Origin of the sequence: Desulfovibrio subterraneus (assembly GCF_013340285.1) — a bacterium.
In the GTDB taxonomy this organism is placed as follows: Bacteria; Desulfobacterota; Desulfovibrionia; order Desulfovibrionales; family Desulfovibrionaceae; genus Halodesulfovibrio; species Halodesulfovibrio subterraneus.
In genome coordinates this window covers 1,360,974-1,376,552 of record NZ_BLVO01000013.1, presented here as the reverse complement: position 1 = coordinate 1,376,552, position 15,579 = coordinate 1,360,974, and the positions used below count along the sequence as shown (strand labels likewise).

Here is a 15,579-nt window from a genome sequence, read left to right as displayed (position 1 = left end):
CGGGGGATGTGGCTTGAACGTCTTGAGACTTGTGTGCTGGCTTGTGACAGCTTTGCTTGTCATGGGGGCCGGTACAGCTTCGGCTTCTGAGAATTCCTTGAAATTCGGCATGTCTGCAGCGTTTTCCGGTCCTTCACGGGGATTGGGGATCGAGCTGTACCGGGGGGCTGCGGCCTATTTTGATTTTGTGAATGCCGGTGGCGGCGTTTACGGCCGCAAGCTTGAGCTTCTGCCGTTGGACGATGGCTACAATCCCATTCCCGCCATTTCAAACACCATTCAATTTATTGAACAGGACGATGTCTTTGCCCTGTTTTCCTATGTGGGAACCCCCACAGTCACACGCATTCTTCCCCTTCTGATCAAGTACGAGAAGGAAAACGCCTATCTGCTTTTTCCCTTCACCGGTGCCGAGCCCCATAGGCAGGAACCCTATAGCGAATACGTTTTCAATCTGCGCGCATCGTACATGCAGGAAACCGAAGCCATTGTAGACAGGCTGGTATCGCTTGGCAGAAGACGCATTGCAGTATTCTATCAGGCCGATGCCTACGGCAGGGGCGGATGGGACGGGGTTCGCAAGGCTCTAGCCAAGTACCGCCTGCGTCCGGTTGTGGATGTTTCCTACCCCAGAGGCAGCGGAGCCGATTTTTCTTATGCCGAGCAGGCGAGAATCATCAACGAATACGATGCCGATGCCGTTGTCACCGTAGGCACCTATGCCTCCGGTGCCGGTTTTATCCGCGATATGCGGGCGTTGAAGAATACAGCCCTTATCGCCAACGTTTCATTTGCGGACGGAGACAACCTCATCCGCAAGCTCAAGGAAATGTTCCCCGGTGATACCGGATTTCTGACGGACAACATAGTCAATCTGCAGGTCGTCCCCAGCTATGAAGATACGAGTCTGCCCGCCGTGCGGGAATACCGCAGCATTATGGACCAGTGGGCCAAGCTGCCTCCGGTGGAGCTTAATCCGGAGCATTATTCTCCCCGTCAGTACAGCGCTGTGAGCTTTGAAGGATTTCTGAACGCCCGTCTGGTGGTGGAGATGCTGCGGCGGATGGGGCCGAACCCGCAAAAAGCTGATATTCCGGATGTCATTGAGAAGATGACTTCGTATGATGTGGGGCTGGATGTGCCCCTGCACTATAATCACAGGCGGCATCAGGGGCTGGACCGTGTGTATTTCATGATGCTGCGGGATAACAGGCACATGCCTGTGGTCAATTGGGAACGGTGGCGACTATGATTCGTTCACGCCTGTTCCGGAAGACACTCGTTTTCTTTATCATTCTCTTCGGTGTGGTGGCCAATGTGAGTGCCGCGTATTCCGGCTGGCTGATCTATAAACGGCTCACGCAGGAATACGAGAGCAAGGCCGTGGCCATTGCCCGCAGCGTTGCCCATTCTGACATAGACATCATTGCCAGAAGCGACGCCGCGCTCATCCAGTCCAAGATAGATCAGTACCTTGATCTGGAAGGCGTTTCCTATGTGCTGGTTACAGATGCGCATGGTGAAGTGCTGGCGCACACGTTCATTCCCGTCATTCCCGAACAGGTTCTCGCTGCCGTCAATCTTGTCCGGAGCCGCGATCCCCTAAGTGACAGCACTCTGGTGCAGCATGTCACGCTGCCCCGGGGCGACGTCATCCATGTAGGCATGCCCATTCTCGCCGGAGCAGCGGGCTTTGTTTACATCGGCATGGACAGGTCCATCATCACCAACTACATCTGGCAGTCCGTGCTGCAGCAGCAGGGCATCACCATGGTTATTTTCGTGGTGAGCGGTATTGTCGCCTTTCTCTTCATCCGTTCTATTTCCATGCCGCTTATGCGCCTGACGGAATATGCCAACCGAGTGGCATCGCATGATTTTTCCGGTTCCATCGATATTCGCACCAATGACGAGGTCGGCGCGCTTGCGCAGACCATGCAGTCAATGTCGCACGATCTGGCGGCACTTGTGGGCAATCTGGAAAACGCCGTTGCGGAGAAGACTGAGGAACTGACCGAAACCCTCTCCTATGTTTCTGCTATTATAGGTAATATTACTGAGGGGTTGCTGGTTCTCAGTGCAGACGGGCGGGTCTTCAAATCCAATCCCGCGCTGGAACGCATGTTCGGCTGTTCGGGACTGGAAGGATGCACCGTTGAAGAGGCACTGGCCGTCAATGCGTTACCCGAGGCGAATGCGGAACTGATATCTGCCCTGCGGCGGGCGCTTGCCGAAGGACACGCAGATGGTGCGCGGATAGTGCAGCTGTTCGAGGCAAACTGCTTCCGTGCAGATGGTGGTTCATTCCCGGCAGAGATTTCCATGGTCTGTTTTGAACGCAACAATGTGGTTTCCCTGCTGTGCCTCATGCGGGATGTGACCGAACGCAGACGGATTCAGGAGAGCCTGCGCAAATCACACGATGTGCTGGAGCTCAAGGTAGCTGAACGCACACGCGAGCTGTCGCGCATGAACTCCCAGCTTATGCTGGAAAATGCCGAACGCAAGGTGGTTGAGCAGGCTCTGCGGCGAACGGAAGAACGCTACCGGTCCATTTTCGAGAACTCCATAGAAGGTATTTTTCAGACCTCGCCGGAAGGCAGGCTGCTGAATGCAAACCCTGCTCTGGCTCGTATTTTCGGATATTCATCGCCACAGGAACTGATTGCGGAAGTGCGTGACGTGGCACTGGACATCTACGCCCGTCAGGAGGACCGCAAGGCCTTTGTGGAAACTGTGGGAGCCGAGGGCAGGGTGAATGCCTTCGAATTCAAAGCACGCAGGCGTTGCGGCGGACTTATCTGGATAACCGCAAACGCCCGTGCCGTGCATGACCGTGATGGCCGCCTGCTCTATTATGAAGGGTTCATCGAAGATATGACCGTGCGTAAGGAAGCGCTGGCGCGGCTGGAGCATCAGGCTTATCACGACCCGCTTACAGGGCTGCCCAACCGCATGCTGTTTCAGGATCATCTTGCCATGGCGCTTTCCCGCGTGCAGCGCAGGAGTGATTACGCCTTTGCCGTTCTGTATCTTGATCTGGACCGTTTCAAGGTGATCAATGACAGTCTCGGGCATTCCATAGGCGACGAGCTGCTGTGTCATGTGGCCGAGCAGTTGCGCAGGTGCGTGCGTGAGGTGGATACTGTGGCCCGTTTCGGCGGCGACGAGTTTGCCATTCTTCTGGAAGAGATCAGCGCGCCCCGGGAGGCCGTGCGCATATCCCGCCGGATTATGGAAATGCTGAGTGTGCCGGTGTCATTGGGCGGACATGAGGTATTCACTTCTGCCAGCGTGGGCATTGTGCTCAAGACCGAGCGCTATGAAAACCCGCAGGAAGTGCTGCGCGATGCCGACACAGCCATGTATCGCGCCAAAGAGCTGGGCAAGTCGCGCTTCAAGGTGTTCAACCAGCGCATGCACGAGGCGGTGCTGCGACTCATGGCTCTGGAAACCGAGTTGCGCAAGGCCGTTGAGCGCAGAGAATTGTATCTGGAATACCAGCCCATCATTGATCTGGCGGAGAGCAGAATCTGCGGATTCGAGGCGCTTGTGCGCTGGAATCACGAATATCTGGGATCCATTTCACCCGCCGAATTCATTCCGCTGGCCGAAGATTCGGGCCTGATAACGGATATCGGAGATTTCGTCTTCGAACAGGCCGTGACCGACCTGAAGAAATGGAACGTGCCGGAGGGCATTGCCCACAGAGGCAGCCTGTATGTCTGCATCAACATTTCCGGCAGGCAGTTCATGCAGCCGGACTTTGCCGGTCATGTGGAACAGCTTATCCGCGAATGGAATGCCAATCCGGAATATCTGCGCTTTGAGATAACTGAAAGCGTGCTGATGGAGCAGATGAGCGTGGTGGCGGATACCGTTTCGCGCCTTCGCACGTTCGGGGTGCGCATGTGTATTGATGATTTCGGAACGGGGTATTCCTCTCTCAGCTATCTGCAGCGGTTGCCTGTGGATATAATAAAAATCGACCGTTCCTTTGTTGCGCAACTGCAGAACGACAGAGAAGGACGTTCCATTGTACGCAGCATTCTTTCTCTGGGTAACAGCCTTGGGCTGGATGTGATTGCGGAAGGAGTGGAGTGTCTGCATCAGGAACAGGTTCTTGACGATATGGAATGCCGCTATCTGCAGGGATTTTTGTATTCCGCCAGTCTTTCTGTGGCAGAAGTTGACTCTCTGCTTGCAATGGAGGCCCCTCTGGCATACCTCAGATTCACGGCTGAATCAGGTGGATTTAAGGATGTTTCAGGACTATGATGGGTTCGTAGTGCATCCGAATCCACATGATGCGCCTGAATTTGACTTCTGTCAGGAGCCGGCTGTTGCGCAGTATTGCGAGAATTCTGATTATCCTTGTGCTGTTTGCCCTGCTTATTGCGGGCGGTGCGGCCATGGTCCTTACGAGCCTTCTGGATACGGAAGCTCTGCGTACGCGTATTGAAGAGCGTATATCCGCACTGACTGGCGGGGAATGCCGCATTGAAGGCGGTATAGCTCTTTCGTTTTATCCGTGGCTGTCTCTTGAGCTGGACGATATGGTCCTCAGAGAGCCGGACGAAAAGACCGAAGTGGTCCGCATAGATGCCTTGTATGCGGCCGTTCGCCTCAAACCTCTCCTTTCCCGCTCCGTCGAATTTGCCGACATAACGCTTGTCGGTCCCTCCGTTACGCTGAAAACAATGCACAACGGCACTGCGCCATGGCAGAACATGTACCGCAAGGCTGCCGGGAGCTTCAGCCAGAACAGTACCGGAAAAAGCGACCCGGATTATTCTCTCAAAGCTATCTCGTTCACCGGCGTGATCATTGAAAACGGCTTCTTCGAATGGGCCGATGCCTCGGCTGTTTCCGCAAATGCCACCGCTCCCTTTGTCCGCCTCTCCCGCCTTGAGCTGGAAGCCGATATGAACGGGCGCGGGGTGTGGGAAGGAAGCGGCACCATCGACAGCTCATACGGTCATGCGAATATCGCCTTTATCTCCACCGGAGCGGCGGATTTTGCGCCCGGCTCCTTTTCGCCGGTGGCTGTGCGCAGCACTGTTTCCGCAAAAGGCACCATGGCCGTGAGGGACAGGGTGCTGCCTGTAAACCTGAAGACAAAAGTCGCTTTCACTCCTGCGGAACGTCTTGCCGAAATCGTGCTGCATGATGTCAATATTGACGGTCTCGGACTGGATGCAGACCTGCGGATGGCTAACTGCACGTCGCAGGACTGGCAGCTTGCCGGTACCGCTTCAGTCCATGCATTGAGCCTGCCTTACTGGTTCGCATTCGGCGAGCTGCTGCCCACAAGCCTTCAGCACGCCCTTGATTCTCTTGATGGAACCATGAGCCTGCGTATGGACCGCAAGGGCCTGCAGGTGGATTCTCTGGACGTGAAGATTCTCGGAATGGCCTTCAAGGGTAAAGGGGCTGTGGCCGACTTTTCCAAGCCTGAGATATTCATTGATGTGTCCGGTCCCTTCATGGATGTGAACAAGGTTTTCCCCGAAATGCGGGAAAACCCTCCGGCAAAGTTGCCCATGCCCGCGCGTCCCGGAAAGGCCGTCTTTGCAGCCGACCTTGAGCCTGATGATAATCCCGATGACGACCTTGGCTATGACATTCGCGTCAGGGCCGACAAGGCCGTTGCCCGTTCCTTTGAAATGCAGGGACTTGCCTTCCGCTGCTGGCCCATGCCGAAAACGGGAACGTACACTTCGTACACCATAGACTCGTTCTATGACGGCTCTATCGATTCGCGGCTCAGTATTCGCGATATTTTGGAGCTGGATGTCAGCGTGAACAATGTGCGCATGCGCGAAGTAAGCAAGCTTGCTACGGGTGAAGAGGTTATCGGCGGCCGTCTGAGCGGCAAGGCCACAGTGAAGTCGGGCGCTCACACGGTATGGGGCATGGTCGCCGGTCTGGAAGGCAAAGCCGAAGCCACATTGACAGACGGGTATATCCAGACCGTTGCCAAGCGTGACGGGACTAAACCAAGGCATGAGCTGAAGTCCTGTTCCGTTATTCTTTCCGGCAAGAGCACGCATCCCGATCCGGACAAGGCGGAGCGTTATCTGCCCTACAACTGGAACATGCAGATGGAGTTTGTTCCGGCCAACTCTTCCGATAGGTACGACCTGCGCCTGAACGGTCCTGTGGTTATCGATGCATCCAGAGGACTTCCCGTGCGTGTGAACGGCGCTCCTTCCGAACTACGCTGGCGTGGTCCGGTGGCCGTGTTCGGCCAGCAGAAGCAGATGGATGCAACCCTTACCGGCGCGCTGGATTTCGATCTGGACAAGGAAACCATGAAGGTTTCCGGCGGACTGATGAAAACCTCCTATGCCACTGGCAGGGCATCTCTTTCAGCCCGCAACCTGCTCGGATCATCCGTGTGGGACGGTTCCATAGCTACGGATGAAATTGACCTGCGCAAGACCCTGACAGAACTTGGTGCAACGCTGTGGAACACTGCGGATATGCGTGCCCTGTCGTTTGGTCAGCTGCAGTCCGGATTCCACGTGGAATCCGGCAATATCTCGCTGCGGGACATGAAGATAGGCGTTGATAATTCCCGTATGACCGGCGAGCTGGCCTTTACCCTCGGTAAGCCCTTTGTAGCGCGGTACTCCCTGAAGGCCGATGCTGTCGATCTTGACCGGTATCTGCCGCCACCGGCCAACGGCAAACCAGTGCAGGCTGCGCCATGGAAGCTGGACTGGCTGAGGGAATACGATCTTGCCGGCGATGTGGCCGTCGGCAGAATGACCTACAAGAATCTGGACCTCTCATCCGTGTCTGCCAAAACGGAAGTGGGCAGCGGCGTTGTGACCATAGCTCCGTTTTCCGCGGATTTTTACAAAGGAAAGCTAACGGGCGAGTTTACCGGCCGTCTTTCCGAAGAAAAGCAGGCAGGTACTGTTCTGACCAGAAGGGCGCTCAACTCGCACCTTTCACTCAAGCTGAAGGGAGTTGATCTTGAACCTGTTGCCATGCGGCTTGCCGGAGACGATTATATTGGCGGCAAAACCTCTGTGATGCTTGATCTGACGGGTATGCTGAGCAGTAATGATGATATTCCGGGCAGGATGGATGGTATCTGGGGGTTCGATATAGCGGACGGCTATTACAGCCTGAGCAAGAGAAACGACGGTACCCGCCAGAGAACGACCTTTTCCAAAGCCTCGGCTTCAGGCTCCATGGAGAAGGGAGTGCTGCGTAACGATAACATGAAGCTGGATTCGCTGTTCGTCTCCATGAAGGGGGGCGGAATTGTTGATCTTTCGCGTAAGTATCTCGATTATAGTGTTAACGTGACCTATGCGGAAGTACCAACGTTTCCCGTGCGCATATATGGTCCTTTGGCCGCTCCCAAAACCTCCATACGGGGGGCGGAGATCATTCCCAGAACCATTGAAAAACTGGGCGGCAGCGTGTTCAATATTTTCAAGCACGTCATCACCACGCCTTTCAAGGCGCTCGAAATGCTGGGCCGGATGGGTGGCAACGGCACTTCCCCCAACTGATTCCTTTATCTTCCTTCCTTTCAGATCCGAGATTCAATAGTTGAGCCTGCTTGTGCAGGGGCTTTTTCTATGCCGTATGTCACAGAGAAAGCTCGTGGTGGCTTGTGCACTTGCAATGATCATAAAAGTGCATAAAGTTGCACAAGAGGGCAGCATGTGCAATGTTGTGCAGTTTCTGGACGGCTAATTTTGCACAAGTTTTTCTGCGCACAGCTGTTCAATATGCGAATATTATAATTAGTCTTTAAAATCAGTCTATTAGTCTGATTTCTTTTGTGCAGGTGCACGCAGGAAGATTCGTGCACAATTGGCACGGCTTTTTCAATGGCAGGCGGGATGTGGTGTCACCGGGTGACACGGCACCGGATTGTAATGCCGAACGATTCTCAGATTACAGAACGGGATAATGCATGGAAGTTGCAGATCTGAACAAGGAAAGAAGTACCCTGATCATTGCCGTGATGACACTGGTGACGATCGGGCTCTCTCTCATCATATCCACCGGACAGACCTTGTCCAGACAGGAAGAGGCAGGGGTCCTGCACCTGCAGCTTTCCGCCCGATCCGTGTTGCAGGCTGTTGAAAGTTCGCTGCGAACCGGCATTATTACACGGCCGGACGCGGGACTGTTCCGTCCCGGCACGGCGGAGTATTTCCGCGAGCTTGAACGCAGCGGTGAAGTGGTCTTTGTGGGCATTCTCGATGAACGGGGCGGGCGGGTCATCACTTCCCGCGACAACAGCAGCGAAACGGCTACCATTGTCTTTCCCCCCGATGCCCTGACCGTGCTGCGGGAACAGGGTGAATGGTCCGGCAGAGCCACCTACGGCAAGGACAAGGTCTACGTCTACGCGCGAAATACCGCGCTGGGCGGTGCCGCCCGGCTGGATTCGGCAGGCAAGGCGCTTCCGTCATTCCTTGTGGTCGGTCTCGACATGTCAAAGCATATGGCCGTGTATCAGGGGTTCAAGCAGAATGCGCTGTTTCAGGCAGCATATATTCTCGCTGCAGCGCTGTTCATCTGGGCTCTTGCCATGGGCCTGCTCAAACGCCGTGAACTGGCGGGCAAGGCGCTGCAGCTTGAGCGTTTTCAGGCCAAGCTGCTGGATAACCTGCCGGACGGCCTGCTTATCGTGAGTCCTCATAACGTCATCCGTGCAGCCAACCCCGCAGCGCATACCATTCTGGATGCCAAGGGTTCCGGTCTTGCCGGTCTGGCACTGGACCAGCTTTCCGACAACATAGGCGAATGCCTCATGCCGCCGGAAGAAGGATCAGCCGCAGGCTGGCAGCGGAAAACAGCCAAGGGGACCCACCTTGAAATTTTGTCTGTTCCCCTGCGTGAGCATGATGAGGTGGGATCGCGCCTTGTCATTATCCGTGACCGTACCCGTATGCGCGAACTTGAAAAGAGTCTGGCCGATGCTGAAAAAATGGCCGCACTCGGCACGCTGGCGGCAGGTGTGGCTCACGAAATCCGCAACCCCTTGAGTTCCCTGCGAGGTTTTGCCCAGTATTTTGCCAAGAAGTTCAAGGGCAGCACACCTGACGAAACGTATGCTCAAACGATGATCCGCGAGGCGGACAGGCTTAATCGTGTTATCACCGACCTTCTCTATCTTTCACGCCCCCGTTCGGTTCAGCCGGGCGAGATAAGCCTGATTCAGCTTTCGGAGGACATCAGCAACCTCGTGCGCATGGACCTTGAAGACAAGGGCGTGACCCTTGATATCAGTCTTGAATCTCAGACCGTGCGGGCGGATGAGGATCTTCTCAAGCAGGCTGTTCTCAATCTTGTGCTGAACAGCCTTGATGCTCTTGGTGAGAGCGGAGTGGAGACGAAACAAATTCATATTGCATCCGCCTTCGGTGATGAGGGCGTGTGGATCTTCGTCCGCGACAGTGGCCCGGGGATGACCCGTGAGCAGAAAGAGCAGGCGTTTGAACCGTTCTTTACGACAAAATCCAAAGGCACCGGGCTGGGCCTTGCGCTGGTGCATAAAACCATGCGCGAGCACGCCGGTAAGGCCCTTATCGAATCGGAACAGGGGCGCGGTACCACTGTGGCTCTGTTCTTCCCCGATAGCGACCATGCGGATCATGATTGGAGTGCATGATGAAGAAATTACTGGTTATTGATGACGAACCCGGCCTGCGTCTCATGATGCGTGCCGTTATGGAAGACGCAGGCTGGTTTGTGGCCGAGGCAGGTTCCGGAGAAGCCGGAATCGATTACCTGCTGCATAACGAGGCCAGCGTGGTACTGCTTGATATGCGTATGCCCGGAATGAGCGGCAGCGAAGCGCTTGCCCGTATTCAGGAGATACGCCCCAGTCTGCCCGTCATCATGCTCACTGCCTACGGTACTGTCGGTTCGGCTGTAGAAGCCATGAAGCGCGGCGCCTTCGACTACCTGTCAAAGCCTGCGGACAACGAAGAACTCGTTGCGGTTCTGGAAAAAGCCTACGAATACGGAAGACTGCTCTCTGAGAACGAGAACCTGCGCAAAAAGCTGGCTGCCGGTGATCCTTCGGAGCGCATTGTGGGCAGCAGTCCTGCCATGGTGCATCTGCTGGAACTTATCCGTCAGGCCGGTCCTTCTGAGGCGACGGTGCTTATCATGGGCGAATCAGGAACCGGCAAGGAGTTGATAGCTGAAGCCCTTCATGAGGCCAGCCCCCGTTCACCCAACACACTGGTCAAGGTGAATTGTGCGGCGCTGCCGAGCAATCTCTTGGAAAGCGAACTTTTCGGGTACGTAAAAGGTGCTTTTACCGGTGCCATCAAGGACAAACCCGGCAGGTTCCAGCTGGCACGCGGGGGAACGCTTTTCCTCGACGAAGTCGGTGAAATGCCGGTTGAACTGCAGGCCAAGTTGTTGCGGGCATTGCAGGAGCGGGTGGTGGAGCCTCTTGGTGCCGTGCGTCCGGTGGAGGTTGATGTGCGTATCATCGCAGCCACAAACAAGAACTTGCGCGAGGCAATTGCCCGGGGTGAATTCCGCGAGGATCTCTATTTCCGCCTGAATGTGCTTGAGATTGTCTCTCCCTCGTTGCGGGAACGCAAAGATGATATTCCGCTTCTGGTCAGCCGGTTGCTGGACAAGCTGGGCAAAAAGAATCGCAAGGATATCAGAACGGTCAGCCCCGACTTCATGCAGGCGCTCATGGAATATGACTGGCCGGGCAACGTGCGTGAACTGGAAAACGTGCTTGAACGGGCGCTTATCCTGTCCCGGTCGGAAATTCTGGGTATGGAATCACTGCCCGGACAATTCCATGCCGGTGAGATGCGGCTCGCGCTCACGGCGGAATCGGCGCCTTCTTCCTTCAGCAGAATGGCCGAGCCTGAACCGGAAAGGATTATTCCCCGCAGCAGGCCGAGAACCCTTGACGACGCCGAGCGCATTGCCCTTATGGATGCATTGGAGGCTCAGGGCGGCCACCGCGAAAGGACTGCAGACGCACTTGGCATAAGCAGGCGTACGCTGCAATACAAGCTCCGCAAGTACGGCCTTACGAAAAGAAACTGACACGGGGACAGTTGTATTTTCTGTAAGGGATTGGTTTGCATATTTATCCCATATGGCCTAGCATATGTGCAATTGCTGCAAAGAGAGGCGTTTTAAAGGAATTGCGGGGGCAACGTGTATTTGTATGTCCGTCTGAGGAAAGGGTCATGCTGATACTGAACTCTGAAGCCACTCTGAAAAGACTGATGAACGATACCGCCTTTGTGGGCGAACTCTATTCCACCTTTCTGGAAACTCTGGATGCTCGTGTCCAGCGTATTTGCACGGCTATGGAGAGTGCGGATTTTGAGGAAGTGCGCAAGGAAGCGCACAGCCTTAAGGGAGCAAGCGGGACAATTAACGCCGATGCTCTTCATGCCTGCACTCTGGATCTGGAAACGGCGGCACGCAGCGAAGATCCTGTCGCGCTTGTGGCACTGAAAGGTCGCTTCACGGCTGTGGTAACGGATACGATTGATTCCATTAATGCCTGGCTTGCCATGTATTCCTGAGTTGCCGGGAAAGGATTTTTCCTTTCCTCATCATGTTTTTGTTCGTGACGCGTTGCGATAGGGGGCATCGTGATCTTTTTACAGAACGTGCATGAAGCCCGTGAAAGGCTTGCCGATATTGCTGAACAGCTGGGGAACGGAGAAATTCATTCGGCAGTGTTGCTGAATGAGGGAGTTCCTGTTTCCGTGATGGTGCCTTGGGCTGACTTCTGCGTCATGCTGGAGGCATTGGAAGCCGTATCCGGCGTACCGGCAACGAAACAGGAAACTGCAGGGCACGCTGCCCGGACTTGCGGTGAACCGCCAGCTACCTGTGCCCCCTGTGAAAACTGTGCGGGGGGTAATGTCACTCCTGAAGAGCGCCCGCCCGTATATGCCTGCACGTCTTCTGAAAGCAAAAGCCCGAATTCCGCTGTCGAGGCTGCTGCCACAGACGGCAGGTCGTTCAGGCTTGCTCTGGACCCCATTCTTCTCGACTGATCACATCCCTTTCCCTCCATATCTTCCGGCGGCACCAAGTGTCGTACGTTTGTTGTTTCTTCGTCACTGCTGCGTAACCTTGTCCCGCTAGTTCTCCATGATGCGATTACGGCGTCTTTATGCGCGTTTTCATTCATCATTCAGGCATCGTTCAGGAGGACAAGGTTATGTTTTTCGCATTGCGTAAGAGCTATAGAATATTGCTGATAGCATGCATGCTGGTTTGCAGCCTGTTTGTCGGCGGAGCAATCGCGGGGGGCGGCGATTATTACTCCGGCAAGGCTGCCAAGTACGTGTTTCTGTTCATAGGCGACGGAATGGGTATTCCGCAGCAGGTGGCAACGGAGGCGTTTACCGGAAAAGGCCTTTCCATGCGCTCTTTTCCTGCTCAGGGGGTGACAACCACACCCGCTGCCGACCGGTTCATAGTTGATTCCGCGGCAGCTGCCACAGCCATGAGCGCCGGTCAGATTACCAATGTCGGCATGATCGGCCTCGCACCCGACAATACAAAGGTCAAGACCATTGCGGAAATGGCCCGTGAACGTGGCATGAAGGTGGGCATTGTCTCCAGTGTCTCCATTGACCATGCGACTCCGGCGGCATTTTATGCGCATGTTCCCAGCAGATCCCAGTATCATTACATTGATCACGCCATTGCAGAGAGCGGTTTCGACTACTTTGCGGGCGGCGGCCTGAAGGACCCCAAGGGCAAGAAGAAGGGCATTGAAAGCCGCGGCGATGCCATGGAAGCCATCCGCAAGGCAGGATATACCGTTGTGGATAACCGGAACGGTTTTCTCGGCCTGTCCGCAAAATCCGGCAAGGTGCTTGCCTACAACCAGTGGCTGCAGGATTCCGGCGCACTGCCGTATGCCATTGACCATCGCAACGACAAGGATATCTCCCTTGCCGAGTTCACCCGCAAGGGCATTGAACTGCTGGATAACAGCAAGGGCTTCTTCATGATGGTTGAAGGCGGTAAGATAGACTGGGCCTGTCACGCCAACGATGCCAAGGCAGCTATCATGGATACCGTCGCCTTTGACGATGCCGTTCGTGAGGCCGTGGCTTTCTACAAGAAGCACCCTGATGAAACTGCCATCATCGTTACCGGCGACCATGAGTGCGGGGGCATGACGCTGGGATTTGCCGGTACTCAGTATGATACCGATTTTGATGTGCTGAAATCTCAGTATGTCTCGTTCCAGTACTTCACGGATGATGTTCTCAAGCTCTTCAAGCAGGAGAACAAGGGCAACGTGACCTTTGAGGCACTGCAGCCCACCATCACCCATTATTTCGGACTGGAATTCTCTGGCGATGCCGAAAAGAATCCCCTTGTCCTCAAGCCCTATGAAATTGCCACGCTCCGCGAAGCCTTTAATCAGACCATGCTGGATGAAATGGTTAAGCCGGTTACTGCGGATAACGAGCGTCTTTACGGCGGCTACGATCCGCTGGTTGTGGCCATTACGCATATCGTGAACAACAAGGCCGGCCTTGCCTGGACCTCGTATTCGCATACCGCCGTGCCGGTTATGACCTCCGCCATCGGTGTGGGTGCCGATTCCTTCAACCGCTCCTACCACCAGTCGGAAATTGCCAAGAAGATCATGGCCATTCTCGGCAACAAGCCGCACGTTTACGTGGCGGCCAAGTAGTATCGGGTTCACATCATATCCGACAGAAGCTGGCCGGTTTGATCAAACTGGCGACTACCCCGATGCCCCGATTGATGACAAATCGGACGCGGCTTGGTGCGTTCGGGAGCGGCCAGATGCATTCGGGCGGGACCACTACAACAGGATACTACCGGATACTAACGGATGTAATCGGACGTTGTCAGACGCTGTCGGACGTGACCAGATGCGTTCGTTCATGATCGAATTGCAGCAACAACGGGGCGGTGCAGCATGTTGCACCGCCCTCATAGCATCGTGTTCATCGGAGGCAGCCTATATGAGCCGTATGTGCCGTAAGGACCAGACTCTCGTGCTGGTTTTCGCGCTCCTTTCCATAGCGCTGTGGTTTGTACCCACCGGCTTTGAAGAGCGGGTGGATGCAAGCGCCCTGAGAGCGCGGGGCAGAGTGATTGAGGCGGATAACGCCGGATTGCAGCGGCATGCCCTCATAAAGGTAGGGGCGCAGCAGCTGGTTGTGGAGGTTCTTGATGGCCCGCTGGCAGATTCTCGGCATCATGTGGTGAACCAGTTGCTGGGAAGGCTCGACGTGGACAAGGTGTTTGCCCCCGGCGAGGAGGCACTGCTTGTCATCACGCGAAATCCGGATGGTTCGGTGAATGCGGTCGTGGCGCAGGACCATTATCGTATTGGATTGGAGGCCGGACTGTTCGGGCTGTTTGCGCTTCTGCTCCTTGTTTTCGGTGGATGGACAGGGGCCAAGGCGCTTTTGTCGTTCATCTTCACCGGTCTGGTGTTGTGGAAGGTGTTCATTCCGGCCCTGCTGACCGGAATTGCGCCTGTACCGCTTGCCTTCGGCGTGGTTGCCCTGCTGACATCCGGGATCATTTTTCTCGTTGCCGGACCCACGCGGCTCGGCGTTGTCGCTTTTTCGGGAGCCATGCTCGGGGTGGGAGCGAGTTCCGCACTGGCTGTGTGGGCTGCAAAGGCTTTTCATCTGAACGGGGCCGTCATGCCCTTTGCCGAAACCTTGCTCTATTCCGGCTACGCGCATCTTGACCTGACCGGAATATATGTGGCGGCCATCTTTGTCGCCGCTTCCGGTGCGGTGATGGATCTGGCGATGGATGTTGCCGCAAGCCAGAACGAACTTGTCACGAAGGCTCCGGACATCACAATGCGCGATGCGCTGTGGTCCGGTATACGGGTTGGAAGGTCTGTCGTGGGCACCATGACAACAACATTGCTTCTTGCTTATTCCGGGGGTTATGTGACCCTGCTCATGGCCTTCATGGCGCAGGGGGTTCCCCTTATCAACATTTTCAATCTGCTGTATGTGGCTGCGGAGGTGGTTAAAACCATCGTGGGCAGCTTCGGCCTTGTGCTGGTTGCACCGTTTACCGCCGTTGTCGGGGCTATCATCTATACCCGACCCCGCAGGCAAAAGGCCGCTGCAGCTGAAATGTTGCCGCATTGTCCCGAGATTGCCATTGAATCACGCTAGAGAGTTTGAAGACACTCGCAAACAGCTTCTCTATCTCTTCCTTTCTCTTGCCCCCCGTGCCCGGGGGGCTTATTTTATGGTATGCATAGCTTGGCGGATGATTATCCGTACAGGAAGGAGCTTTCAAGGAGGTGCATATGACTGAGCAAAAGCGCTTTTATATTCTCATGGGTGACTGCACCGGATGCGGAGGCTGCGCGGAACTGCAGCCGGATTACATTGGCTGGGAGGAAGGTGACAGCAGGCCGCTTCTGCTTTCCGACGTGGCTCCTGATGCTGTCATTCATGAACTGCAGGCTTTTTGCCCTGAGGATTGCATAGAGTGTGAACAGTAGGGATGGTTGAGTCCTTCAGGGTGCCTGTTTCAGGACGAGTCAGACGGGACATTGGAAAATAA

The 15,579-nt window shown here is 55.3% G+C and carries 10 protein-coding genes; all 10 read left to right on the top strand.

Annotated features, from left to right (window positions below; translation table 11 throughout):
- Positions 1 to 109: 109 nt before the first annotated feature.
- Positions 110 to 1,252 carry an ABC transporter substrate-binding protein gene (locus tag HUV30_RS13235; protein WP_205245220.1) on the top strand — a complete coding sequence of 381 codons (1,143 nt, stop codon included), beginning with the start codon at positions 110 to 112 and terminating at the stop codon, positions 1,250 to 1,252.
- Positions 1,249 to 4,278, top strand: coding sequence for an EAL domain-containing protein (locus HUV30_RS13230; RefSeq protein WP_174405895.1), 3,030 nt, complete (start codon positions 1,249 to 1,251; stop codon positions 4,276 to 4,278). The genes HUV30_RS13235 and HUV30_RS13230 overlap by 4 nt, the downstream gene beginning before the upstream one ends.
- Before the next feature lie 65 nt (positions 4,279 to 4,343).
- Entirely contained in the window at positions 4,344 to 7,532 is a 3,189-nt protein-coding gene (locus tag HUV30_RS13225) for an AsmA family protein (RefSeq protein WP_174405894.1), read from the top strand.
- Between the two features lie 410 nt (positions 7,533 to 7,942).
- Entirely contained in the window at positions 7,943 to 9,649 is a 1,707-nt protein-coding gene (locus HUV30_RS13220) for a two-component system sensor histidine kinase NtrB (RefSeq protein ID WP_174405893.1), read from the top strand.
- Positions 9,649 to 11,064, top strand: a complete 1,416-nt coding sequence (locus tag HUV30_RS13215; RefSeq protein WP_174406200.1) for a sigma-54-dependent transcriptional regulator — start codon at positions 9,649 to 9,651, stop codon at positions 11,062 to 11,064. The genes HUV30_RS13220 and HUV30_RS13215 overlap by 1 nt, the downstream gene beginning before the upstream one ends.
- 146 nt (positions 11,065 to 11,210) lie before the next feature.
- A complete protein-coding gene (locus tag HUV30_RS13210; protein ID WP_174405892.1) occupies positions 11,211 to 11,555 on the top strand; it encodes an Hpt domain-containing protein in 345 nt (114 codons plus the stop codon).
- A gap of 69 nt (positions 11,556 to 11,624) precedes the next feature.
- Positions 11,625 to 12,035 (top strand): hypothetical protein, encoded by a 411-nt coding sequence (locus tag HUV30_RS13205; protein ID WP_174405891.1) that lies wholly within the window; start codon positions 11,625 to 11,627, stop codon positions 12,033 to 12,035.
- A 167-nt stretch (positions 12,036 to 12,202) separates the two neighbouring features.
- Positions 12,203 to 13,699 carry an alkaline phosphatase gene (locus HUV30_RS13200; protein WP_174405890.1) on the top strand — a complete coding sequence of 499 codons (1,497 nt, stop codon included), beginning with the start codon at positions 12,203 to 12,205 and terminating at the stop codon, positions 13,697 to 13,699.
- Positions 13,700 to 13,997: 298 nt separating this feature from the next.
- Entirely contained in the window at positions 13,998 to 15,182 is a 1,185-nt protein-coding gene (locus tag HUV30_RS13195) for a YibE/F family protein (RefSeq protein WP_174405889.1), read from the top strand.
- A 137-nt stretch (positions 15,183 to 15,319) separates the two neighbouring features.
- A complete protein-coding gene (locus tag HUV30_RS13190; RefSeq protein ID WP_174405888.1) occupies positions 15,320 to 15,517 on the top strand; it encodes a ferredoxin in 198 nt (65 codons plus the stop codon).
- Positions 15,518 to 15,579 lie beyond the last annotated feature (62 nt).